This window comes from Polyangium sp. 6x1 (assembly GCF_029946515.1).
Classification (GTDB): domain Bacteria; phylum Myxococcota_A; class Polyangia; order Polyangiales; family Polyangiaceae; genus Polyangium.
This window is the reverse complement of sequence record NZ_JARZHH010000111.1, coordinates 1-23775: the sequence shown is the minus strand read 5'-3', so window position 1 is coordinate 23775 and position 23775 is coordinate 1. Positions and strand designations below refer to the sequence as shown.

The following is a 23775-nucleotide window of genomic DNA, read 5'->3' as shown; positions in this document are numbered from 1 at the left end:
GATCCCATCCCGAACTCGGAAGTTAAGCTCCTTGGAGCCGATGGTACTGCTGGGGTGACTCAGTGGGAGAGTAGGACGCCGCCGGGTCTTTTTCTAAAGCCTGCAAACGAAAGTTTGCAGGCTTTTTTCTTTTCCATCATCTCGACGTTCACCCGCCATGAACAACAGCTCTGGTCCTCTGTTCGCCCTCAGCGACGCGCTCCTCGAAGACGTCGCCATCCAGCGTCCTACTTCGGCCACCTTCTGGGGCGTTCGAGGGCATGACCACGCCTGGGACGACTTCGGGCCCGAAGGCGCGGAGTCCACGGCGGCGATGCTGTCGAGGTACCGCCGGCAACTCGAGGCGCTTCCCACGCCCGAGCGAACCGAGGACCGGATCGCCGCGCGGGTCATGCGCGACTTCCTGGACGTCGAGCTCGAGCGAATCGAGGAGGGCGATCACCTCGTCGACCTCAACAATATCGCCTCCCCCTTCCAGCACATCCGCATGGTGCTCGATGTCATGGACACGAGCTCGCGGGCCGGCTGGGAGAGCATGGTCGCCCGCCTCTCGACGATCGATCGCGCGACGTCGTCCTATCGCAGAGCCCTGGAGGCGGGCCTTCGCCGCGGGAAGACCGCAGCCCTGCGCCAGGTCGATGCCGCGGTCGCCCAGGGGCGCGTGCACGCGGGGGAAGGTTCCTTCTTCCGCACGCTCACGCCGGCGTTCGCGCAGAGCGCCGCGTTCGATCCAGCCCTCGCCGAAGCGCTCGAGCGCGGGATCGAGCACGCGCGGCGCGCCTATGGCGAGCTGACGGAGTGGATCGAGCAGACCTATCGTCCCGCCGCTCGCGCCGAGGACGGCGTTGGCGAGGAGGTGTATGCGCGCAGAGCGCGGAACTTCCTCGGTATCTCGATCCATCTACGCGAGACGTTCGACTGGGGCTTCGCCCAGATCCGCGAGATCGACGCCCGCATGCGCGAGGTTGCCGCCCAGATCCAGCCTGGCGCTTCGGTCGACGAGGTCATCCGCTTGCTCGAGACGGATCCGTCTCGATGCGTTCACAGCGCTGAAGAGCTCGCACGCACGGTCGCCGCATGGCAGGCGCACGCTGTCGAAGCGCTCGCTGGCGTGCATTTCGACATCCCGGCCCCTGCGCGTCGGGTCGACGTGAAGCTCGCGCCGCCCGGCAGCACGATCGGCGCGTATTACATGCCGCCTTCCGACGATTTCTCCAGGCCCGGCACCATCTGGTACTCCCGGGGCGAGCAAGAGAAGCAGATCCCGCTCTACATGGAGCTCAGCACGGCCTATCACGAGGGATTTCCCGGACATCACCTGCAACTCAGCATGCAGGTCTCCATGCAGCACCGCCTCTCGCGACTGCATCGCGTCGTCATGAGCGATTACCAGACCGGGTATGCCGAGGGATGGGCGCTCTACGCCGAGCGGCTCATGGATGAGCTCGGTTTCTTGAGCAAACCGGAGTACGTCCTCGGTCAGCTCGTCTGCCAGATGATGCGCGCTTGCCGCGTCGTGCTCGACATCGGCGCGCACCTCGGCTTGCAGGCTCCGCTCGACGCCCCGATCCGGCCCGGCGCGCGGATCGATTATGACTACGGCGTCGAGATGCTCACGCGCGTCGGCCGGCTCCCGCAGGCCCACGCGACCTCCGAGATGACGCGTTACCTCGGCTGGCCCGGACAGGCGATCGCCTACAAGGTCGGCGAGCGCGAGATCCTCGGCCTGCGCGACGAGCTCCGCGCGCGCCGTGGCAAATCGTTCGACCTCAAAACGTTCCACGCCGACCTGCTCGGCGTCGGCTCGGTCGGCCTCGGCGCGCTGCGCGAGCTCCTTCTTTCGTGAGCATGCTCCGGCGCGCGTGACGGCGCCGCGGGGCTTTCGTTAAGCTAGCCCCTCATGAGCCGGTCCCTCCTCGGCCGCCTTTCCCTCGTCGCGAGCTTCGCCGTCCTCGCCGCTTGCTCCCGGGACGAGGCCCCCGCGCCCCACGCGTCTCCTTCCGCCTCCGCCGCCGCGAGCGTCGCGTCCGCAGCTCCCTCTGCGGCGCCGGCGACCTCCGCGACCGCGCCCCCGGCGGGTGGCCGCGACGGCAACGATCCCCTCTTCCACCCGGAAAAAGCGACCGAGAAGGCGCCCGACCTCTTCAAGGTGAAGTTCTCCACCACGAAGGGGGACTTCGTCGTGCAGGTGACCCGCGCGTGGGCGCCGAACGGGGCCGACCGTTTCTACAACCTCGTGAAGCTCGGCTTCTACGACGGCATCCGTTTCCACCGGGCGATCGACGACTTCATGGTCCAGTTCGGCATCCACCCCGAGCCCGCGGTGAACGGCGCCTGGTACCGCGCGTATTTTCCCGACGATCCCGTGGTGAAGAGCAACCGCCGCGGCTTCGTCACGTTCGCGCACGCCGGCAAGGACACGCGCACCACGCAGATCTTCATCAGCTACGTCGACAAGCAGGCGCGGCTCGACACGCAGGGCTTCGCGCCGTTTGGCCAGATCGTCGAGGGGATGAAGGTCGTCGACTCGTTCTACAAGGGCTACGGCGAGCTCGCGCCCAAGGGCAAAGGGCCGAACGCGAGCAAGATCCAGCGCGAAGGGTACGGCTACCTCGACGAGGGCTTCCCCAAGCTCGACGCGATCAAAGAAGCGAAGATCGTCCTCTAGCGCGTGTGCGCCGCCTACCGCGGCACGTTTCGCAGGACCTCGACGAGCGCGCCCGCGAGCGCGTTTCCGAGCACGGGTCTGGCCTTCTCGACGGCGTGCTCGATGCGCTCCGGCTCCTCCGGATCGAACACGGGCCGGGTCGAGCGGCTCCATCCGAGCCAGCTCTGCAGGCTCCTCCTCGCCTCCGCCACGACGGTCGTATCCGGGTCCTGCATGGCCTCGAGCAGAAGGTCGATGTGTCGCCTCGGATCACGGTAGGTCGCGAGCCGCACGGCCATGCGCCGCGTGTGCGGGCGCGGCGCGCTGCGAAGAAGATCCCGGATCCAACCGAGCTCCACGCGATCGATCTGCGCCTTCAGGCACCGAGTCGCCTCGCGCGCGACGCTCGCGCGCTCGTCCCCGAGTGCAGCGAAGAGCTCCTCGACGTGCATGTCTCCAGCGGATCGGGCGAGCGCCACGAGCGCCGCTTTGCGCACGGCGGCCGACGGGTGATCGAGGAGCGCTCGCGCTCGCGCAACGTCGTCCGGATCGCTGCCGCACTCGATGAGCCCCGCGATCGCAGCAGCGATCCTCGACGTATCCTGTTCGGCGAGCGCCCGCAGGTAATACGGCCTTGCGTCGATCTTCCAGCGCTCGGCGAGGTAGTGGCGCGCCGACCATCGCACCGAGGCGCTCGGATCCAGCAGCGCATGCTCGAGCGCCTCGCGATCGGGCGGCTCGATCTTCTTCGCCAGCGCGAACGTCGCCTCGTTCCGCACCGACGCCGACGCGTCTCGCCGCATCCTCTCCACCGCGGCCCGGAGCTCGTCGCCCGCGAGCCGCTTCAGCGCGGCCCGCGCGGCCCACAGCCGGATCGACGCATCTCGATCCGCGAGCGCCTGCGCGAGCACGCCCCGCGCGTCTTCCTCGGGACGCTCGAGCGCCTTCGTGAAGCACCGGAACCGCACGTCGCGGCGTGGGGATCGCATCCCCTCGTCGAGCACGGGCGCGAAGGCGGGGTGCACGAGCAGCGCCTCGAAGGCCTTGCGGATCGGAGCGTGGTCGTCCCGACCGAGCGCGCGCAGACCATCGAAGAGCGGCAGGTTCGCGAGCAGCTCCCGACCTCGCGCGAGATCTCCCTTCTGCGCTTCCTCGATCCGCGCCATCACCGCGGCTCTCGCTGACGCGCGCACGGCCCGTACCCAGTCATTCAGCCGCGCGAGCAGGAACGGCACCTCCACCCCGTCGCGCATGCTCGCGAGCCGCTCGATGCTCGCCTGCCGCACGTGGCCGCTCGGGTGGATCGCGAGCAGGCAAAAGAGCGCCGTTCTCGCGGCGCCGAACGCGTCGAACTGCCCAAGGTCCGCGGGCCGCAGCGCCTCCCAGGCCTTGCGGCCCGAATCGATCGTCCTGAGCTCGCGTCGATGTCGTTCGAGCCAGAGCACGTCGAGCGGCGAGAGCTTGCGCAGGTACTGATCCGCGAGCGCTGCGGCTTCTCGGGCGACTTCCGGATCTTCCGCGAGCGTCCATGTCGCGAAGACCGAGGCGATCCGCGGCCGTGGAGGCTCGTGCCCGGGCGCGCCGAGCACGGCCTCCACGAGGGGCGACATGGGCGACGAGACCATGTTCCAACGTCTACCTGCTCTCCCTTCGGTCCGTAAAGACGGCGCCGGGCGCGGACGTGCTCATGTAGGATGGTCGCAGGGCGCCGCGATGAGCTTCATCAACGAGACCCGATACGCCGCGCTGCCCGTGCCTCTCGTCGATCCCGAGGGGCGCGATGTGGTCGTCACGATCGTGAAGGCCACCTTCGTCGTGGGCGAGCGCGGCGAGCTCCGACCCGCCGAGGATCCGAGCCCGGTCCGCACGAGCGACGTCGCGCGTGAGCCCGACGAGCCGCGATCGAGCCTGCTCTTCCCGAGTGACATCGGCCTCGAGAAGCCGGGCACCGACGTCGTCGTCGTGGGGGACGCCGTCGCGCCGCGGCCCGTGAACGTGATGGATGTCGTGGTGCAGGTGAAGCAGCGCCTCGCGCCGCTCCGCGTGCATGGCCCGCGCGTGTACTACGACGGCGTGCTCGGCGTCGCCGTCGGCCCCGCGGCACCGTTCGAGCGCGCGCCCATCACCTACGAGAACGCGTACGGCGGCGCCTCCGACGATCTCGCCGTCGTCGAGCTCGCGAACCCCGCGGGCGTCGGCGTCGCGCGTCGCGCCGCTGATCTCCTCGGCAAGCGCGCGCCGCAGATCGAGCATCCCGAGCGGCCTCATACGACCGCTTCGGATCGGCACCCGCCCATGGGGTACGGCGCGATCCCGCCGCACTGGTCGCCGCGCCGCGAGCTCTTCGGCACGTGCGGATCGTCCTGGCAGGAGACACGCATGCCGATGCTGCCCGCGGACTACGATCCGCGCTTCGGCTGCGTCGCGCATCCGTCGCTTCGTTTCGAGGAGATGCTCGCGCCGGGGGATCCGATCCGCATCCTCGGCATGTCCCTCGTGCCGTTCGCGCTCGATCTCCCCCGGCTCGCTGCGCGCGTGCATGCCCGTTTCGACGGCGGCGAGCGCGAGGAGCGGCCCGTCCCGATCGACACGGTGATCGTCCTGCCGACCGAGCGCCGCCTGGAGGTCTCGGGCCGCGTCGCTTTCGCGGCTGGCCGCGGCCGCCGCGTGCTCCGCGCGCTCGAGGTGCGGGCCGATGTGTGACGAGGCGCCGGCCCCTGCGCGGGACGTCGCGCGCGCCCTCCCCCCGCTCGACACCGACATGCGCGCCTTCTTCGCCTTCTTCGGCGCGTTCTCCGGCGCGCCGGATCCCCTCGTGTTCCTCGCCGATCGGGGCCTCGCCGAGGGCGACGTGTTTCATTTGCTCGCCTTGTGGCAGGAGCGCATGTCAGCCGATCGCGCGCTGCAAAAGGACGCGCTCGGCCTGCTTGCCCGGCCGATGGGCGACATCCCCGACGTGCAGGTCGGGCCGGCTCTCCCCGTCCAGGCGCCGCGGGACGCATCGGCGCCGGAGAACGTGGCGCTCGCGGCGACCTCGCTCGGCTTCGTCGTGGATCGCCCGGCCTTGCCTTTCGTCGCGCCCCCGACGAACGCGCCGCCGCCTGCGCTGCCTCCGAGCGTGCTCCGCCCGGCGCCCAATGGCCTCGGCGAGACGAAAATGGCGTTCCAGATCGACAAACCGGTTTTGCCGTTCGCGAAAAAGCCGGTCGCCGCTGCGCCCGAAGCCGTCCCGCCGAGGCCGCTGAGAGGCCCCGCGCCGGCCTCGCTCGGCGAGACGAGACCGGCGGTGCATCTCTACAAGCCGGCGCTGCCTTTCGCGGCCAAGGCGCTCGCGCAGACCGCCCTGACCTTCCAGGTCACCGCTCGTGTCTTGCCGTTCGGGCCTGAGCCACCCGCACCGCCGCGCCCGCTCGGCGACACGGCGCCGGCTTTCCTTTCGGACAAACCGGCCTTGCCATTTCCCGCCGTGGACAAACCGCCCGTCGTGGCCCCTCCGGCGCCGATCTCGCTCGCCGAGACCTCGCTCGCGCTCCCGATCAACCTCTCCGCCGTGCTCCCGTTCGTCAAGAAAACCCCGAGCGCGCCCGCCACGCACCTCTCGATCGAGGCCTACGCCACGATGTGCGCTGAGATCTGGCTCGATCCTCCGGGTGCGCTCCGGATCATCGCGCGGTATGGCCTGTCGCCGGAGGCAAAGCGGGCCGAGGACGCCGCGTGGCAGTCGCGTTTCGCGGCGGCGCCGGCGGTGCGCGCGACGTGGGAGCGCCTCTCGATCGAGGCGGGGGCGCGGATTCGTGCGGGCCGGTAGGCGCCGCGTTCAGGGCGGGGGCGGGCGGGGTGGACGGTCGGGGTAATGGTTGTCGGGGTTTGCGTATCCTCCGGCAGCCCAGCTATTCCATTTTCCGGGGCGCGACGTGTCCGGGTAATAGTTGACGCCCGGCTGCGGGACCAGCCGGCTCGAATCCTGGACCCCGATGGGCGGAGCAATGTTGAGCCCCGGCCCCCACACGATCTCGCTCGGCGCGAAGACGTGCACCTGATAACGCGACGCGAGCTGCCCCGCGACGGCGTCGGGCCTCCGTCCCGTATTGCAGGAAAAAAGCTTGAGGGGAACGTTCCTGTCCCAGTTTCCCGCCATGATCAAGCGTTGCCCGAGCTCGTGCGGCGAGATCGGGGTCCAGGCACCGTTTGCGTGCTGCACGTGAACCGCGTCCGCGGTTCCGTGCACGTACACCTGATACGAACCGTTATCGCGTCGCCCGCCCGCCATGCATTCATGGATGAATTTGTCGATGGCGGGGTTTCCGAGAAGAACACACGCGAGCCCGAGCGGATCCACGTGCATCACCGGGCTCCCATTCCACGCGAAGAGGTTCGTCCCGCCCTCGAGCCCCAGCGGATCGGGGCTCAGGAAGCGCATCACCTCCGGATCGAACCAGCGATACCGCACGTAAGAGAGTCCCACGTCCTCGTCGTGGTGATGCCCGAGCCTGCGCAAGAGCGGAGCCAGCTTCCGCCCCGAGGGCCCTGACGTCGCTTCGCTCCGCGCGAGCGCGCCCCACGCCGAATAACATCCCGAGAAAACAAGCGCGCCAGCCCGGTCGACGAGCTCCGTCGCCGCGCCGACGTGGTCCGCGAGCACCCCGAATACGACGTCGCCTTCCCCCTGGAGCAGCGGCACCATCGTGTCCGGGTGATACACGAGCGTGCGTTCGCCCCGCTCGGTGTCGATTTCGGCGAGCAGGAGGTCGCCGTCCCAGAGATACTCCACCGTGCGGCGCGAGGGCAGGGGAGGAAGCTCCTCGCGCGAGACGGGGCGGACCGGCCCGACGACCTCTTTTTTCACGCGCCTGCCGAAGAGATCGTACGTCATCAGGATCCGCGTCCCGTCGCCGCGCACGACCTCGCGCAGGTTGCCGCGACAATCCCAGAAATATTCGGTCGTCTCGCCCGTATCGAGCCGCCGCTTGCGGATGCGCCGGTTCGCCTCGTCGTACGTGTACGCCGCGTTCGAGGTCCTTCGGAGCACGTTGCCCGGCCCCACGTCCCAGCCGGCGCCCGCGGGCTCGATCGAGCCGGCGACATCGTATTCGAAGCGCTCCTCGCCCGCCTCGACGAGCTGCCCGATCTCGTCGTGCCGATAACGCACTTCACCCCAGCGCGCATCTCGCTTGCCCGTGAGCCGCGACGACGCGTCCCACGCGTACGCGCGCGACACGAGCGCCCGGCCGTCCTTGCCCGCCCATTCCTGTGTGATGCGCCCGCGCGCGTCGAAGGCGAACCTCGCCTCGACGCCGGATCGCGCGAACCGAAAGCCAATCATGGCCCCCGCCGCGTCATACCCGAAGTCCACGCGCTCGCCACCATGCTCGATCGCCGCCACGTGCCCCGCTTCGTCGTACACGTACCGCGTGGCCTTCCCGCCCGGCAGGTGCACGGCGGTGCGGCGATGCAGGGCGTCGTATTCGTAGCGGATCGTCCCGGCGCTCTGCGTCGCCGACGCGATCCGCAAGGCCTCGTCCCAGCGCAATTCGACCGAAACGTCTCCGGCCGGATCGTCGAGCTGGTACGTCACCTTGCGCGCGCCCTCGTCCCGCACGACTCGGCCCGCGCCGTGCGGCGTGTCCTCCTCCACGAGCTCGTCGAGCTCGTCATATCGATACGCGCGCCACGTGCCGTCGGGCAAGGAAAGGCGCGAGACCAGGCCATTCCGACCATAGGCCGCGCGCAGGATACGCCCGTCGAACGTGCGCATCTCCGTGACCCGGCCCAGGCGATCGTAGCGAAAATCGAAAATCTCCGCTTTCGGGTTCTGGATCCGCTGAGGCCTTTCGAGCAAGTCGTAGCTCACCGTCCAGGCCCTTCCGTCCTCGTGTCGGACCTCGACCACCGAGCCCACGCCGGCGTGCCGGAACGTCGCCACGCGGCCGAGCTCGTCGATGCGGCGCGTCCTGCGCCCGAGCGCGTCATACTCGAACCGCACCGAGGTCCCGTCCGGGTTCTCGTGCTCGAGCACGCGCCCGAGCGCGTCGAGCTCGCGCCGCGTCGTGTTTCCATACGAATCCACGCAAGCGATGGGCCGCCCGAGCCCGTCGTATCTCCACCTCCGCACGAGTCCACCCGCGAGGTGCTCCTCGATGCATTGGTGCCGGTCGTCCCAGACGAACCGCGCCCGGATCCCTGCGGCATCCGCGATCGTGACGAGCCGCCCGTGCTCGTCATGATCGAGCGTGAGCCACTCGCCCCCCGGGTATTTCACCGAGGTGAGCTGCCCGCGCGAATCGTATCCGTACTCGGTCACGCGTCCGCCCGCCACGCGCCGCACCACCCGATCGTCCTCGTGCACGAGCTCCGTCACGCGCCCGCGCGGATCCGTGATTTTCACGAGGTTGCCCCGCGCATCGTATTCGAAGCGGCTCGCATTCCCGGCGGCGTCTTTCTCCGCCACCACGAGCCCATCGTCGTCGATCTCCCACGTCCGCGTGGCCGTCCCGTCGTTCGTCGTGATCCCGAGCAGCGCGCCGTCCTTGGGCCGCCACGAGAACACCCGCGGCGAGAGCGTCCCCGTGAGCCTCGTCGTCCCCTGCTGCTCGTCGTACGCGACGTCGCCTGCGTGAATGCCCCCGTCCCCGAAGGCGCGGACGCACCGGCTGGTCTCCGGATCGTAAACGTAATGGAACGACAGACCCGTGGGCAGCGTCTTTTTCACGAGCCGCCGACGCTCGTCATAGTTGTACGTGACGTCGTTCCCCAGCGGATCCGTGACGCGGACGAGCTCGCCCCCAGCATCGTAGCCGAACGACACGGTCTGGAGCGGGCCGCGATCGTTCCCCGATGCGAAGACCGCGATCCGCGTGAGATGACCGCGCTCGTCGTGCGTGAGCTCGACTTTCCGGCCGGCCGTATCCACGAGCCGCACGAGCCTCTCGCCCTCGTAGTCGAGCAGGATTCGCTGCCCCGCTGGATTCGTGATCTCCACGAGCCGGGCCCGCGCGCCTCCTTGCGGGCGAAACACGCGGCGAATGCCCGTCGCGAGGGAGACGACCGAGGCTCCGCCGCCGCGCGCATCGAGCCGAACCTCGATCCGTTTCCGCCGATGAACGACCGGTTGTCCAGGCGATACATTTTGCAAGACGAGCGTGGACCCATCCTCGTCCCGGAACCGAAGCTCCTCGCCGTCGATCTCGATCCACTGATCGTACGCATGGGTCCATCCGCCGTGGCCGAGCGGCCCGTGCTCGGATGCGCGCGTGCTGTCGTAAAGTCGCGTCCACGTGACGGCGATGGGGCCCGGCAGCGAGACGTCGACGTCCGAATCCAAGACCGAGCCGGAGACGACGGAGATCGGGTCGAGGATCACCTGCGCGTTCGCGGCGAGCGTTGCCACGTTCTGGGCCCAGAGCACGTTGTCCAGCGTGATGAGCCTCCCGATGGCCTGCGCGATGAAGCTGCCCTGCATCGGCACGTTCATGCGGACCATGTCGTTCGTGCAGGCGACGGGCTTTCCTCCCGCGAGCACCGTGTGCTGATTGGCGAAAAAGACCTCGCTGTAGGCCGAGGTCATGTGCGTGACGACGTCGCCGCCGGTGGGCTGGCCCGGGAGGTTGCCCGGCTTGTGAATCGACATCACGCTCCCCTGCGTGAGGACGGGCCTGTACGCGACGAGCAGGTGATTCGAAACATTCTGCGCCGTCGACGAATGCGACATGTACGCGAAGGGCGCCGTGACGGGTCCCGCAGGTGGGGTCGGCGGGACGAGGCTCACGGCCGGCGTCGGCCCCGGGCAATAGTGACCGCTGCCCGTCGTCGCGATCTTCATTCCACCGATCGACGCCATGGCCTACGCTTTTCCTTTCGTATCACGCGCGGCCCGGAGGAGCGGGGCGAGGCTCGCCTCCACGTCGGCCGCATACCCCCAGACGGGCGCGGGTTCGGGGCGTCCGAGCCGAGCCCGGAGCTCGTCCACGCGGCGGCCGAGATCGCCGCGCGAGAGCTCCCCCGATGCGCATTCGTTTGCCACCACGACCGGCGAATAGGGGAGCCCACGGCGAACACGTGAGGAAGCATCGAGGCGCATCGACGCCATCACGCGCCGGAAGGCCCCGGCGTCGCGCATCTCTTCGGGAGCGAGCGCCGGCCCGAGCATGACGACGAGCGCTTCCGCCGCGGCAAAAGAGAGATCCTCGTCCGCCAGGCATTGCAGCAATCGTGGCAAGACCGCGGGTGAGCCCCACCGACCCGCCGCCGAGAGCAAGGCCGGGGTCGCGGTTTGTCGCGTAAAGAAGGTCTCCGCTGCCGCGGCATCCTCGGGCCGACCTGCGAGCACGTAAAGCTCGCCCACGAGCGCGCCGAGCCGCGCAGCGACAGCGGGATCCTCGAACGCGCGGCGCGCCTCGACGTCGCCGAGGATCGCGAGCTGCCGGGCCGCGCGAAATGCATTCGCTTTGTCCTCGACGAGGAGCGCGCTCCGGAGCGCCGGGACCAACGCTCGCTGGGAAGCTGGGGAGCGCGCCACGCAGGCGTCGAGGGCCGCCGCGCGCACGAGCGGAGACGGGTCCGAGAACGACCGCTGCACCTCGTCGTCCGTGAGCGCCCCGCGGGCCCCGAGGAAAGAGAGGCCAATGGCGCGGGCAATCGGGCGCGCGGAGGAATGGAGGGCCCGCCCGAGCGAAAAGAGCTCCGCGTGCTCGGAGAGCGCGAGCGCCTCGGACACGAGCCGCGCGTGCGCGTCGGCGTCGTCGGGGAGCGCGTCGATCCTCCGCGACACGAACCTCCTTGCCTCGTCGCCCTCGAAGGCCATGGCCGCGATCGTCCCGCCAAACCAACGCCAGGGATCCTCCTCGTGCTCGGCCCAGTCCGTGGCGAGGTGGAGGAGGGCACGTCCGCCCGACGCGACGATCGCGTCGACCTGGCGGAGCAAGCGTTCCTCGATGTCGCGGACGCCGAGCCTGGGCGAACGCTCGCGCGCCTTGCCGAGCATGGCGAGCGTCTCCGCGCAATGGGACACCACCTCCGCATAAAACGCTGCCCTCGAGACGGGGCGGAGATCTCCGGGAGCGAGCGAGAGGAGCGGCGACGTCGTGATCGTCTCCGGCAAAGATCGTTCGAGGGGCAAGATGTCGTTCGCCGGCGCGAGGGCCGCGTCGGGGTCGAAGGAGGCCTCATCGAAGGCGGAATCGACGCCCCCGGAAGGTGCTTGTTCGTCTTGAAAAACGGATTCCAGCGGTACAGCCCGCGCGCGTACCCGGTCCTCGAGCGGGCGCAACGTGCCCTCCGGCGCCGGATCTCCTCCCACGCCGAGCGCGATCCCACGCGTGCCGTCGCGTGAAATGGCCCAGACGAGGAGGCGGCTGCCGGACGGACAAACCCCGTGCCGGACCGAAGCGAAAGCATGGGCGAGGGCCATCACGCCGGCCGCCGCGCCGACCTGTCCGATCTCGGCTTCGAGACAAACGCCGAAGGCCTCCGGGTGGAATTTCGCGGCCTGCCGGGCGGCGCTCCATTCCCATTCCCGCGATCGGAGCGCGTCGACGCGAGCCTGGCCGAAGACCGCCCGGAGGGGAGCGCCTTCGGGGAGGCCACCGAGGAGGTTTGTCAGGGCGACGGCGTCCACCGGCTCGTCATCGTCGTCGGTGCCCCGGCCGAGGACGCTCTTGCTCATCAGAATCGTGTGCGCGCCTCTCCGCACGCCGCGCACCACGACGAGCGCCCCCGCGCCCTCCGCCGGCCAGAGGCGCGCAGGCTCGAAGGGGCCGGGAGGCCGCGCGGCGAGCGCCGCCGCCCGATCCGCGTGGAAAAACGAATCGACGCCGACGAGCACCGCCGCCGGCAATGCGTGCGCTTCGATTCGGGCGAGCGCGTCGAACACACCCGCCGCGCCCGTGAACCGGTCCACCCGCGACGACTCGGTCATGGCGGCGAGGCGGCTCGCCACGTCGTCGAGCGCGGCCGCGGGGAGGCCCTCGCACGGAGCAGGCAGGCAAACGAAGAGAGGCATTCCCCGCTCGGACCCCCGGGCCTCTTCGAGTGCGATGCCGCCGAGCGCGACGAGCCGGTCCGGGAGATCGAGGTCTGGCGGGACGAACCGCGCGTGGCCGACCTGGAAAGGCCGCCCGTCCGCGCGCACGAACGGCGCGGGCGCAGGCGGAGGCGCGTTCGCCCGCGGGAAAAAAACGTGATCTCGGGCGAGCGCGCCCGCCGGAGAGCAGAGACCGAGGCCAACGATCGAGAGCGTCACTTGTGCGTCAATTTCCCCGCTTCACGCGATTGTCCCGTGATTCGAATGCGCGGCGCCTTGATCGAGACCCCGCCGCCGGACGCCGAAATCTCGGCCCCGCCGCATTTGAAGGTCACGGTCCCGCCCGAGAGCGTCAAGCCGCCCCCGACCGAAAGCGAAAGCGACGCCTGCGCCGTCATGCGATATTCGCCGCCCGCGCGCACCTCCCGCGGCCCGCTCACGTCACTCTGGACGAGGCCCTTCACCTTGCGGGCGATGTTCTTCGCGCTCGTGATCGACAAGGACCCGAGCGATTCGTTCATCGCGCCCGCAACCCGCATGCCGGCCTTCGTCGTCTCCGTCGTGTGGCTGCCATTCACGAGCATCGTCGCGGGGCCGAGCGTCACCCACGACACGGCGCCCGGCGTCATCACGGCATACACGCCCCCGACCATTTCCGAATAAGGACCCTCGACGAGCGTCGCGCGGTGCCCCGGCCCTGGCCCCGCCTGGCCGCTCGGCCCGCTCACGCCCGCCGCGCCTCCGCCCGCTGCGACCTCGCCCTCCGGCGGACGCCCGTGATCCCAGGGCATTGGCTTTGACGACCCTGTCACGCTCGCGAGGATGGCCTCGCCGCCTGGCACCATCGAGGCAGCCATCCCCGCCAAACCCATTCCAGCCGCCGCCGCGGCGCCCTCCTCGCCACGCGCGGAAAATCCTTCGATTGCGGCGCGCCCCACGCCGAGCCCCGCCGCCACGATCGCGCCCGCGGCGCCGCGCGAGCCCACGCCCGCGAGCGCCGTGGAAAACAAGAGATTCGCGGCGCCCTTCACGGGGCTGCCCACCTTCTCGGCGAGAAGGCCGCCCACGGAGACGGCTTCCATTCCCTGGACCTGTGTGACGAAGCTCCCGCCCGCGGTCTGCTTTTGCGCCGCGCCCACCGTCACCGTGCGCGATCCGTACGACGCAGACCAGCCGAGGTGCACGCTCACCGCCTCGTCCGCGCCGATCGAAGACGTCACGCTGCCGAGGACCTCGGCATTCTCGTTTTTTCGGGTCTCCGTGCGGGAATCGCCAACCACGTGATCATCCCGGCCAAACGGCGCGGAGAAGAGCATGTGCTGACGGCCGGCGGCGTCGTCGAGCTGGATCGCCGTGCGCGCGGCGGCGCCCGGGGAGCTGTCGGTCGCGAGGACGCTCGCCGTCTTGTTCGCGGGCAGCGGCAGCGGCGGAAGCTGCTTGCCATTGTACGAGCGGCCGAGGACGATCGGGCGCTCGGGATCGCCGTCCTCGAACGCGACGAAGACCTCCCAGCCCACGCGCGGCAGGACGAATCCCGCCGGCGCCTCGGGCTGCGTCACGCGTACGGGGACGCTGCTCCGCTGATCCTTGGGGCCACGCACATCCCAGTGGAATGCGACGTGGACGCGGCCGAGCGCGTCGGTGTCGATCTCCTGACCCGGCTCGCCCGTGACGATCGCCGATTGCACGCCGTCGATGCGCGGCTTCGGCGTGACGCGTGGCAATCGGAAGGCAACGTCCTTCGGGATCGCCTCCACCCGGGCTTCGAGCACGGGTTCGTCGGCGCTCCATGCAATCGAGCTCGCCACGATGAACCACGCGCCGGCGGCGCGCGCGCGACCGAAGGAGCGATCCGATTCGACGAGCGTGACCGAGCGCCCGGGCGCGAGCGCCAAAGCGTTGGTTCGAAACACGAGCGTCGTCGCGTCCGCGCGCAGAGATTCGAGCCGCCGCTTCGAGGCCCGCTCCCCGGCCTCCGCCGAGCGAAACCCGCCCGGGGCGTCATGAACGTTCGTCCCTCGCTCGAAGCTCGAACCGGCCGCGGCCACGCCTTCGAGCTCGAGCTCGGGCCGCTCCGGATCGTAATCGCGCAACGTGACCTTTCCCGGGCGGCGCTGCCGCGCGGCGACGACGGGCGTGACGAACGGACGCGTCTCGCTCGCCGCCCCGCGCGTGACGATGGCAATGGGCTCGGGGTAGGCGTCGCTGGCGCGCGTCGAGTCGTCCTCGATCACGAGCACCTCGGCGCCGTCTGCCTCCTCGAATCGAAGGAACAGCCCGTGCTCCTCGCAGAGGCGGCGCGCGAACGTCGCGTCGGTCTCGTCGTATTGAATCGACCAATCGAGCGGCGGATACGTCTCCGCGAGCCGCACATCGATGCGCTCGTATCCCGCGGCTCGCCCGAGATCGGCGAGGATGTCGGGCGCGCTGCGGTCGCGGATCACGCGTGGAAACCGGCGAAATTCGAGCAAGGCGAGGCGCGGGCGCACGGTGGCGCGATAGATGCGCTCGCTCCCGTGATCGGTGGCGACGAGGACGAACCGCGTCACGATCCCCGCGAAAACCCGCTCGCCCGCCTCGGTCTCGAAGCGCAGCACGCACGGCCCGCGCAGCAGGTGCGAAGGGAGCACGACGGGGGAGGGGGGACCCGAGAAATCGAGATCGTAGCTCCCGATTTCGCCGAGGCGCTCCCTGCCCGCGACACGCACGAGGCGGAGCGGCGGATCCCCGGGGAGCGCGACGGAGACGTTTGTCACGGCAGCTCCACCCGGGCCGCGAAAATGCGGACCAGCGCGGCCATGTCGATGACGAGTTTGTCCCCTTCGAGGCGAAGCGCGCCGCCCGGCTCGAAGGCGAGGGAGCCGCCCGGGACTTCGAGCACGATCGATTGATCGGCCCGCACGCGCAGGTGTTTCGCTTCGAGTGCGAGCGTGCCACGCGGGTCCTTTTCGATCGTGCTCGCCACCTGGAGCGCGCCCGCGATCCGGGGCCCGTCCGGCGCGTCCACGAGCACGACCGTGCGCCCGCCGCGCAAGCATTCCTCGGCGAAATCGGGCGCGACGGCCCCGTCGAGGCGCGCCGTCACGTGGCGGCCGGAGGCGAGGCGGACGCGATAGACGCGTTCGTCTCCGTCCGTGGACGCCGTCATGGCCATCTCGATGCGGCCGGGATGCAGCCCCGGGCCAAGCAGGGGGCTTGTCTTGCTGCGACCGCGCCGCGCGCTTTTTCCTTCAGCCATAACGAGCCATGCCTCCCTCGACGCTCGCCACAGAACCCTGGAAATCGCCCTGGATCTCGATCGTGCCGGGTGTCATTTTGATCGTGATTCCGCCCGCGGTGAGGACGAGTTGCGCCTTGGCCTCGATCGCGACCTCGGCGCCCGCGATCGTCGCATTGCCTTTCACCGCGTGCGTGAGCGTTCCGAACGACTCGGCCACGTCGCCGCCCGCCTTCACACTGCGTGAAGCATAACTCTCCGCATACACGCCCAGCACATCGAGCCCATATCCATTCGCGGTCACCGTCATCGGGCCGCTGACCTTCACGACGGCCGCGCCGCCCACGGCGATCGCCTCGGACATCCCGGCGGTCGTGTTCATCGATCCACCGACGACGAGCGTCCCCGCGCCTTCCGTGTGCACGCTCTGGTGTTCGAGGGGCGCTTCGGTCTTTGCCCCGCCCACGATCCGCACGAGCCGCGGCGCCTTCGTGAAGGAGTCGCCTCCGACCGAAAACATGCGCGCTCCGGCGACCGAAATGCTCTCCGTGTTCGCCCACACGGCGTGATCCGCGTCCGTCGTGATCACGCGCTCGGCGCCGACCGAGAGTGAATGCGCGCCGTCCACGGCCGTGTTCAGGTTTTCCTTGACGAACAGCTCGCGTGACCCGCCCACCACACGCCGGAGGTGGCCCTGCACCACCGAGACCTTGTCCTTCTCGGAGAGCTCTTGATAATCGCCGGACGACTGAATCGATAGTTGCTCGGCTCCTCTGGCGTCGCTGATGCGAATGAAATGACCGTGCTCGCCGGCCGGGGTGGTCTTCGTACCGAGGTGTGTCTCCACCTTTTGCGCTGGCAGGCGCAACGGCGGCGGATCAGCGCCATTGTAGAGGCGGCCGAGCACGAGGGGCGACTCGCAGGCGGCATCCGAGAACGCGACGACCTGCTCCCAGTCGATACGTGGATGAAATGCCGATCCCGCGAGGGCCGGCGCGACGACGCGGGCCGGCGCGGAAGCGGTCGGTGCCCAGCGGAGGAACAACGAAGTGCGGCCGTACGCGTCCACCGCGATTTCTTGACCGGACGGGCCCGCGGCAATCGCCGTGTCCACGCCTCCACGCGGCGGAAGACGTGTGCGGGCAGGGCGATGCGTCGATGCGGTCGGCACGGCGCGGAAGCGCGCACGATAGGAGATGTCCTTCGAAGGATCCGCGCTCACCTCGTGGGTCACGGCGAGCACGAGACAACGCCCGTCCTGCCCAGCGGCGGGGCAGCCTTCGACGGTCACGATCGAGCCGGCCGCGACCGCGAGCGCCGTCGCCTCGCCTTCGAGGACGGCGGCCTCCGCCCGCTTTTCACCGAGCCGGATCGCCGCGAGCTCACGCGCCTCCGCAGGCGAACGCGCGTCCCGCGAGACCTCGTACCATTCGAGTGATCCTTCCCCGCTCGCGCCCTCGATATCGAGCTCGGGACGCTCGAAATCGTAGCCTCGCAGGCGCGCCACGTCGCTCGCCGCGCGGCGCACGAGGCGAGCGGCGCGCAAGGAGGGACCTCCTTCGAGCCCCGCGTCCTCGTGGTATCGCAGCACCACCCCGAAGTCGTCGAACGTGCCCGGCTCGTCCGCGATCCGCACGACGTCGAGCGCGTCCGTCGCCGCATACCACGACAAACCTTCCTCCGCGAGGATCCGCGTCGCGAACGCGAGGTCACTCTCGAACGACTGGATCCACTGCGCCCGCCGTGGCGGCGCGCGGCGCGCGCGGGTCTCGACGCGAAGCCCGTGCGCTTCGAGGATCGTCCGCGCGACCTCGACGGCGCTCGCCGACGGGAAGACGCGATTCTCGCGCCCGTCGCCGGCTTCTGCCACGCGCGCCACGATCACGATCTCGCTGTGCCCCTCGTGATCCTCGACGCGATCGACGATTCCCTCGAAGCGCCGCTCCACCCCGGCAATGCCGAGGACGAGCCAGGCGCGCTCCCCGAGGACGTCGAGGCGGGCCGCGGAGATCGGCTCGCCGTCCTCGGAAACTTCGCAATGAATGCGCGCGACGAACGGCGCCCCCACGCGCTCGTCGACGGTGCACGCGAGGCCGACGAACCGCGACGAGACGCCCTGCACGCCGAGCTCGATCCACGGGCGCTGCTTCATCCGCCCACCTCGCCGCCCTGGTCCCGCTCGACCATGCCCTGAATCGACGTCGTGCCGCTCGTCGCGCGGAGCGCGCCGCCCGCCATCGAAAGGGATCCGGCCGTGAGCGCGCCGGACACATCGATCGTGATCCGCGGCGCCGCCACGCTGAATTTCCCGCCCGCCCGGAGATCGACCGCGCCCGACGCGAGCTTGCCCGTGGGCGCCGCGATGCCGTGATCGGCCGCGGCGCTCTCCGTCACCGCGCCCGCCGCGCTCCGCTTGCCGCCTTTCACCGACTCCGAATACGTCCCGGCGCAGGTGACGACGCGCGCGCCCCGACAAACGTACGTCCGCGCGCCCGCCACGCTCTCCGTCACCGAGAGCCCCGCCGAGACGAGCTTCGAGCCGCCCACGATGCGCGTGAACGTACCCGTCGTCTTCGTGTTCGACTGGTTGCATTGCAGCACGTACGCGCCGCCGACGGACTCCTCGTATCCACCGCCCGCGAGGACCACGCGGTTCCCCGTCACGCGGATGGTCTCGGACGCCATCGACTCGGCGTTCGCGCCGTCCACGGCGACGTGAATGGGTTTGCCCACGTCGACATGCTGGCTGCCGCCGATCGTCACGTCCTCCGCGCCGGCCACGTGCGCCGCGAGGCCGAGCCCGACCACGTGCGCCTCGTCGCCGTCCGTCGTCTGCTCGTAATCGCCGCCCACGCGCACACTGAGATCACGGCTCGCGTGCACGAAAAAGGCTTCCGCGCCCGCGTCGTCGCCGAGGCGGATCTCCTGCGTCGTGCCGTCCCCGGGGCTCGTCCACGATTGCAACGCCGTGACCGCGCGCGCGGACGGAAGCACGTACGGATGCACCGCCGTCGCATTGTAGAGGCGCCCGAGCACGAACGGCCGATCGGCGAGCCCATCGAGGTACGAGACCGCGACCTCGAAGCCGACGCGCGGAATCATCATCGCGCCCCCGAGCGGCCATTGCATCGCGCGGATCCACGAGGACGACCGATCGTCCGTGACGCCCGATCGATCCCAGAGAAACCGGACTTTTACGCGCCCGAGTGGATCCGTGTGCACCTCCTCGCCGGCCGGCCCCGTGACGACCGCGCTCTCCACGTGATGAATCCGTGGCTGCGGCACGATCGCGGGCCGATGCGGCGGGCGCTCCTCGCCGCCCTCGCCCCGCGTGGGCCGGAGGACGACCTCATTGCGATACGGCGACCCTCTCCCGCCGTTGCGGAGCGGCCGTGCAAACGTGTGACGGACCTCCGAGACGAGAAAGTGTTGATCAAAAAGATCCGCGCCGCCGCCTGCGACCTCGACCCGCCGGCCCGGGCGGAGCCGCATGCAATCGCTCGTCGCCGTGACCATCACCTCGTCGCGGCGGAGCTGTTCGAGCCTGCGCCGCGCCCGCGCAGCGGCCGCGCGCGCGTCGGGCACGCAGGCCGGAACCTCCAGCCATTCGAGCGCGCCCTCGCCCGCCTCGCCGTCGATGTAGACGTCCGGGTGATCCACGTCGAAATCACGGACGAACGTCCGATCGTGGGACAACCCCGCCTCCCACGCGAGCGAGAGGAGCGCGCGCACGCCCCTCGCGCGCGTGGCGCCCGGCCCGGCGAAGGGAAGGCGCGGATCGCCGTCGATCCCCTCGTGCGAGGCCGTGCCGTCGCCGAAGAGCACGCGCCACGCGCCGTCCTCGGCCGTCTCGGTCCAGAACGAGATGCCCTCGCGCGCGAGCAAGCGGCGCACGAAATCCCACTCGGCCTCGCCGTGCTGCGTGCAAAGCGGATACAGCGGGTACTCCCCCGAGAGCCGCGCCACGATCAAGTCGCGCGGCACGCCCGCGCCCGCGAGGACCTCCGTGACGACCTCCTCCGATGTTTTGTCCTGAAAAACACGGTATCCCGCCCGGAGCGCGAGCGGGGCGAGCGGATCCGCGAGGCGGAGGGAGAGGACACGATCACGGCCCCGGCCCGCGTCCTCGGCCACCTCCATGACCACGAGCTGGATCGCGCGCGCCGTGCCCTCCTCGGCGTCGGAGAGCACGACGACGCACGGGGCGCGGACCAGGGCCTCGAGATCGACCTCGCCCGCGGCAACCAGGACGATCTCGAACGACGAGAGGTCGTCCATGATTTCGCGCCCGTCGAGCGAGAGGACCACGTTCTCGCCGAGCGGCTCGCAAGCGAAGGCGACGTCCTGGATCGTCACGAGGTGCAAAGCTACAAGAGCGTGCGTACGACCACAAGTGCCACCGTGCTGGCTCGGGTTCTGCATGCTCCCCCGCATGCCCGCGCTCGTGAAGGTCGGCATTTCCGCGTGGACCGAGCGGACGCTCGTGTCGTCGGGATTTTATCCCCCCGGCGTCCGGACCGCCGAGGCCAGGCTGCGGTATTACGCGTCGTCGTTCCCCGTCGTCGAGGTCGACTCGACGCATTACGCCTTGCTCGCCGAGAAGAACGCAGAGCTCTGGAGCGAGCGCACGCCCGAGGCATTCACGATGGACGTCAAGGTCGTGGCGCCGCTCAGCGAGCATTACATCGAGCCGCGAGGGCTGCCGCGCGACATGCGGGACGCGCTGCCGCGGGAGGTCCGCGAAAAAAAACGCATCTACCCGCAGGACCTCGGCGACGTTTTCCTGGAGGAGCTCGCGGGGCGCTTCGTCTCGGCCCTCCGGCCGCTCCGGGCGAGCGGCAAGCTCGGTTTCGTGCTTTTCCAATATCCAGTGTGGTTCACGTTCTCCTCGGCCTCGCTCCGGCGCATCGAGCGGATGCGGGCGCTCTTCCGCGGCCATCGCCTCGCGATCGAGCTCCGGAACGCCGGCTGGCTCGGCGAGCGGCACCGGGACGAGACGCTCGCATTCCTCCGGGAACAAGGGCTCGTCTATACCTGCGTGGACGAGCCGCAAGGCTTCGCCTCGTCCGTTCCGCCACTCGCGGAGGCGACGACCGACCTCGCGCTCATCCGTTTCCACGGCCGCAACGTCGAGACGTGGGAGAAGAAATCAGCCTCCGCCGCCGAGCGCTTCGCCTACGAATACGAAAAGGCCGAGCTCGCGAGCTGGGTGCCGAAGATCGTGGGGATGTCCCGACAGACCCGGGAAATCCACGTCATCATGAACAACTGCTATCGAGATTGGTCCGTGCGGAGCGCCGTGGATCTGACGGAGATGCTCCGGAGAGCCGGCGCCCGCATCGCCGAGCCGCGGGCGCCGCTCGCTGCGTGAGGCGCCGCGCCGGGGCGCTGCCCCGGGCCCCGCGGGGGCTGTTCGCCCCTCGACCCGAACCAGGGCCAGCCCTGGACTCTTTGGGGAAGAACTGCGCGATGCGCAGTTCTTCCCACAGGCCGGTGGTGCCGCGTCGCCGGTTGAACCGTCAGCGCTGCCGTCTTGCTTGGCAGCGTCGCTCGTGGTCTTGAATCGGCCCGTTCGATGAACTGCGCATTGCGCAGTTCATCGACCCCGAGTCCAGCGCTTGCGCAGGCCCCTGGTCCAGGGGCGGATAGCCCCGGTGGGGCCTGGGGCAAAGCCCCAGCGAAACGCCTCAAGGCGAGAGCACGATCGCCGATTTCGCGGGCACGGTGAGCGTCAGCATGCCGCCCGGCGGGACGGTCACGCTCGGGCCGCCCATGGCGTCCTTCAACACGGTCCCGGACGCGAACCCGAGCGTGGATGCGTCCACCGTCATCGGGGCCGGCGCGCCTGACCGCGTGAGCGCGACGATCGCGCCGGTCGCGCCCGGGAGCTTTCGCCCGATGACCAGCGTGTCCTCCGTGGCGCCGAGCGAGACGTAATCACCACGCCGGAGCGCCGGGATCGCCTGTCGCGCCGTGCCGAGCTTGCGTACGAACGTGAGCGTCGCCTTCTCCTCGGCCGAGAGCCCGTTCTCCGGCCGCCACATGAGCCGGTTGTTCGGGTCCGCTCCGCCCCACTGGCCATATTCGTCGCCGTAATACATGAGCGGCGCGCCTGGCAGCGCGAGCAGCCACGCCATCGCCACGCGCATCCGCTCGTAGGGCAATGCGTCCGACGGCGCGACGGCCGTGTTGTCCCACTGGTTGCCCGGGATCCCGCGGTCGCCGTCCGCGTAATCGGCGAGCGACACGAAGCGCGGCGTGTCGTGGCTGCCGATGTAAGGCGTCATGATCGCGCTCTTCGGCCACTTTTCGAGGCCGTGCCGGGTCCAGTAATCGGCGTGCAGCATCCCCTTGTCGCCGTACGCGAACGTCCGGTACGAGACGCCGTGGTAGAGCACGAAATCGAACTGGCCGTCGAGGCCGAAGGGGCCGATGTACCGGGCGATCGTGCCGTAGTTCTCGTCGTTGCAGGGGTCGCCGCAGTCGTTCCACCCCATCGCCGTCTCGCCCATCATGAAGTAATGGGTCCCGGCCTTCTCGAACGTCTCGCGCACCTCGACGGAGAGGTTTCTCGTCGCGAGCTCCTCGACGTGCTTGACCGCGTCGACCCGCAGGCCGTCGAGATCGAACTCGTCGAGCCACCACACGGCGTCGTCCACGAACTGGGCGTTCGCCTCGGGGATCGAGTGGTTGATGTCGGGCATGTAATCGGCGAACAGGCATTCGAGCGCCTTCGCCGTCCAGTCGCAGTTCGCCGTGCCGCAGACGCAGCCCGTGCGGAACCACTCGGGGTGCGACTTGAAGTATTCGTGCTCGATGTGCACGTGGTTCACCACGTAATCCTGCAGGATGCGGATCCCGTGGGCGTGCGCGGCCTTCACGAGCGCCCGCAGCGCCTCCGGGCCGCCGAGGCGCGGCTCGACCTCGCGCGCCTTCATCGGCCAGTAGCCGTGATACCCCGTGACCTTGTGCACGCCGTCGGCCGCGAGGTACGCGTCCTCGGGGTTCGTCTGGAAGGGCGTGAGCCAGATGGCGCGAATGCCGAGCTTGTCGAGCTCGCCCTCCTCGATCGATTGCCGCAGGCCCACGAGATCGCCGCCCTTCCAGTCGCCGCGCGCGTCCGCGCCCGGCGTCGCCGGGGCATTGTTCGAGGGGTCGCCGTCACGATAACGATCGGTGAGGACCATGTAGACGACCGCGTCGTTCCAGGAGAACGGCTCGGCCTCGATCCAGAAGGGCAAGTGCACGGGCTCGCCGACGCGCCCGCTCTTGCTGCGCGGCCGGAGCGTGACGCGGTATTTGCCGTCGGCGAGGCCCGCGAGCGAGACGAGCACGTTCCCCTCGGGCGAGACCGTGACCATCGGCGCGGCGAGGGGCTTTTTCGTGCCCTCTTCGAGCAGCGTCGCCTCGAAGCCCGCGGCGTCGGCCCCGCTCGCGTCGGCGCCGTCGACATACCCGAGATCGGCCGTGAATGCGCCCTGGCCCGGCGCCATGCGCGAGGCCTTCGTGGTCTTCACCGAAAGCGTGGGGAGGTTGCAATCTCGCACCTTGACCGCGCTGTTCTCGATGCCGCCGAGGTATTTGCGGCGGCCCTGGGCCGGATCGAGGATCCATTGCGTGCCGCCGCCCGCGTCCTGGTACACGAGCTTGTAGGCGTGGAGCCCCGGAGGGAGCATGACCGTGGCCTTGTACGCGCCGCTCGCGTCGGGGCCGCTCATCGCGGGCGCCGTCGCGAGGTCGAAGCCTTGCCATTCGCCGGGCACGCGCGGCGCGGTCGCGCCGGAGGGCGGGACGAACGTGAAGGTCGTCGCACAAAGCGCGTTGCCGCCGCCGCTGCCGCCCGCGCCGCTGCCGCCCACGCCGCCGCCGCTGCCGCCCGCGCCGCCGCTGCCG

The 23775-nt window shown here is 69.8% G+C and carries 13 protein-coding genes and 1 rRNA gene; 6 read left to right on the top strand and 8 right to left on the bottom strand.

Features of this window, described 5'->3' with window-relative positions:
- The 3 genes from rrf to QHF85_RS46805 all read left to right on the top strand — a co-directional run.
- A 5S ribosomal RNA gene (gene rrf / locus QHF85_RS46815) occupies positions 1 to 87 on the top strand; the annotation flags it as partial.
- A gap of 70 nt (positions 88 to 157) precedes the next feature.
- A complete protein-coding gene (locus QHF85_RS46810) occupies positions 158 to 1846 on the top strand; it encodes a DUF885 domain-containing protein (RefSeq protein ID WP_281334032.1) in 1689 nt (562 codons plus the stop codon).
- A gap of 54 nt (positions 1847 to 1900) precedes the next feature.
- Complete coding sequence (locus tag QHF85_RS46805) at positions 1901 to 2668, top strand: peptidylprolyl isomerase (protein ID WP_281334031.1); 768 nt, start codon at positions 1901 to 1903, stop codon at positions 2666 to 2668.
- A gap of 14 nt (positions 2669 to 2682) precedes the next feature.
- Here the strand turns inward: QHF85_RS46805 and QHF85_RS46800 are convergent, their stop codons facing one another.
- On the bottom strand, positions 2683 to 4272 hold the full coding sequence (locus QHF85_RS46800) for a hypothetical protein (protein ID WP_281334030.1): 1590 nt from the start codon (positions 4270 to 4272) through the stop codon (positions 2683 to 2685).
- 88 nt (positions 4273 to 4360) lie between these two features.
- Between QHF85_RS46800 and QHF85_RS46795 the strand changes: the two genes are divergently transcribed.
- Positions 4361 to 5350, top strand: coding sequence for a DUF2169 domain-containing protein (locus QHF85_RS46795; RefSeq protein WP_281334029.1), 990 nt, complete (start codon positions 4361 to 4363; stop codon positions 5348 to 5350).
- Positions 5343 to 6455, top strand: coding sequence for a hypothetical protein (locus QHF85_RS46790; RefSeq protein WP_281334028.1), 1113 nt, complete (start codon positions 5343 to 5345; stop codon positions 6453 to 6455). The genes QHF85_RS46795 and QHF85_RS46790 overlap by 8 nt, the downstream gene beginning before the upstream one ends.
- A gap of 9 nt (positions 6456 to 6464) precedes the next feature.
- Here the strand turns inward: QHF85_RS46790 and QHF85_RS46785 are convergent, their stop codons facing one another.
- The 6 genes from QHF85_RS46785 to tssI (QHF85_RS46760) form a co-directional block, all read right to left on the bottom strand.
- On the bottom strand, positions 6465 to 10484 hold the full coding sequence (locus QHF85_RS46785) for a DUF6531 domain-containing protein (protein WP_281334027.1): 4020 nt from the start codon (positions 10482 to 10484) through the stop codon (positions 6465 to 6467).
- Positions 10485 to 10487: 3 nt separating this feature from the next.
- Positions 10488 to 12884 (bottom strand): hypothetical protein, encoded by a 2397-nt coding sequence (locus QHF85_RS46780; RefSeq protein ID WP_281334026.1) that lies wholly within the window; start codon positions 12882 to 12884, stop codon positions 10488 to 10490.
- Complete coding sequence (tssI, locus tag QHF85_RS46775; RefSeq protein ID WP_281334025.1) at positions 12881 to 15421, bottom strand: type VI secretion system tip protein TssI/VgrG; 2541 nt, start codon at positions 15419 to 15421, stop codon at positions 12881 to 12883. The genes QHF85_RS46780 and tssI (QHF85_RS46775) overlap by 4 nt, the downstream gene beginning before the upstream one ends.
- On the bottom strand, positions 15418 to 15813 hold the full coding sequence (locus QHF85_RS46770) for a hypothetical protein (protein WP_281334024.1): 396 nt from the start codon (positions 15811 to 15813) through the stop codon (positions 15418 to 15420). Before QHF85_RS46770 ends, tssI (QHF85_RS46775) begins: the two co-directional genes overlap by 4 nt.
- An 82-nt stretch (positions 15814 to 15895) precedes the next feature.
- Positions 15896 to 18034, bottom strand: coding sequence for a type VI secretion system tip protein TssI/VgrG (tssI, locus tag QHF85_RS46765; protein WP_281334023.1), 2139 nt, complete (start codon positions 18032 to 18034; stop codon positions 15896 to 15898).
- The gene (tssI, locus tag QHF85_RS46760) at positions 18031 to 20238 is read right to left on the bottom strand and encodes a type VI secretion system tip protein TssI/VgrG (protein WP_281334022.1); all 2208 of its coding nucleotides are present in this window, start codon (positions 20236 to 20238) and stop codon (positions 18031 to 18033) included. Before tssI (QHF85_RS46760) ends, tssI (QHF85_RS46765) begins: the two co-directional genes overlap by 4 nt.
- Before the next feature lie 64 nt (positions 20239 to 20302).
- On the opposite strand from tssI (QHF85_RS46760), the gene QHF85_RS46755 reads away from it, so the two are divergent.
- Complete coding sequence (locus QHF85_RS46755) at positions 20303 to 21253, top strand: DUF72 domain-containing protein (protein ID WP_281334021.1); 951 nt, start codon at positions 20303 to 20305, stop codon at positions 21251 to 21253.
- A gap of 316 nt (positions 21254 to 21569) precedes the next feature.
- Here QHF85_RS46755 and QHF85_RS46750 read toward each other — a convergent pair.
- Positions 21570 to 23775 (bottom strand): alpha-amylase family glycosyl hydrolase (locus tag QHF85_RS46750; RefSeq protein WP_281334020.1); only part of this gene is annotated, 2206 nt, incomplete at its 5' end.

Bases quoted from the DNA above. Each gene is read 5' to 3' on its own strand.
- QHF85_RS46805 (WP_281334031.1), top strand. From the start codon at position 1,901: ATGAGCCGGTCCCTCCTCGGCCGCCTTTCCCTCGTCGCGAGCTTCGCC.
- QHF85_RS46785 (WP_281334027.1), bottom strand. From the start codon at position 10,484: ATGGCGTCGATCGGTGGAATGAAGATCGCGACGACGGGCAGCGGTCAC.
- QHF85_RS46770 (WP_281334024.1), bottom strand. From the start codon at position 15,813: ATGACGGCGTCCACGGACGGAGACGAACGCGTCTATCGCGTCCGCCTC.
- QHF85_RS46800 (WP_281334030.1), bottom strand. From the start codon at position 4,272: ATGGTCTCGTCGCCCATGTCGCCCCTCGTGGAGGCCGTGCTCGGCGCG.
- QHF85_RS46795 (WP_281334029.1), top strand. From the start codon at position 4,361: ATGAGCTTCATCAACGAGACCCGATACGCCGCGCTGCCCGTGCCTCTC.
- QHF85_RS46790 (WP_281334028.1), top strand. From the start codon at position 5,343: ATGTGTGACGAGGCGCCGGCCCCTGCGCGGGACGTCGCGCGCGCCCTC.
- QHF85_RS46810 (WP_281334032.1), top strand. From the start codon at position 158: ATGAACAACAGCTCTGGTCCTCTGTTCGCCCTCAGCGACGCGCTCCTC.
- QHF85_RS46755 (WP_281334021.1), top strand. From the start codon at position 20,303: ATGCTCCCCCGCATGCCCGCGCTCGTGAAGGTCGGCATTTCCGCGTGG.
- tssI (WP_281334023.1), bottom strand. From the start codon at position 18,034: ATGAAGCAGCGCCCGTGGATCGAGCTCGGCGTGCAGGGCGTCTCGTCG.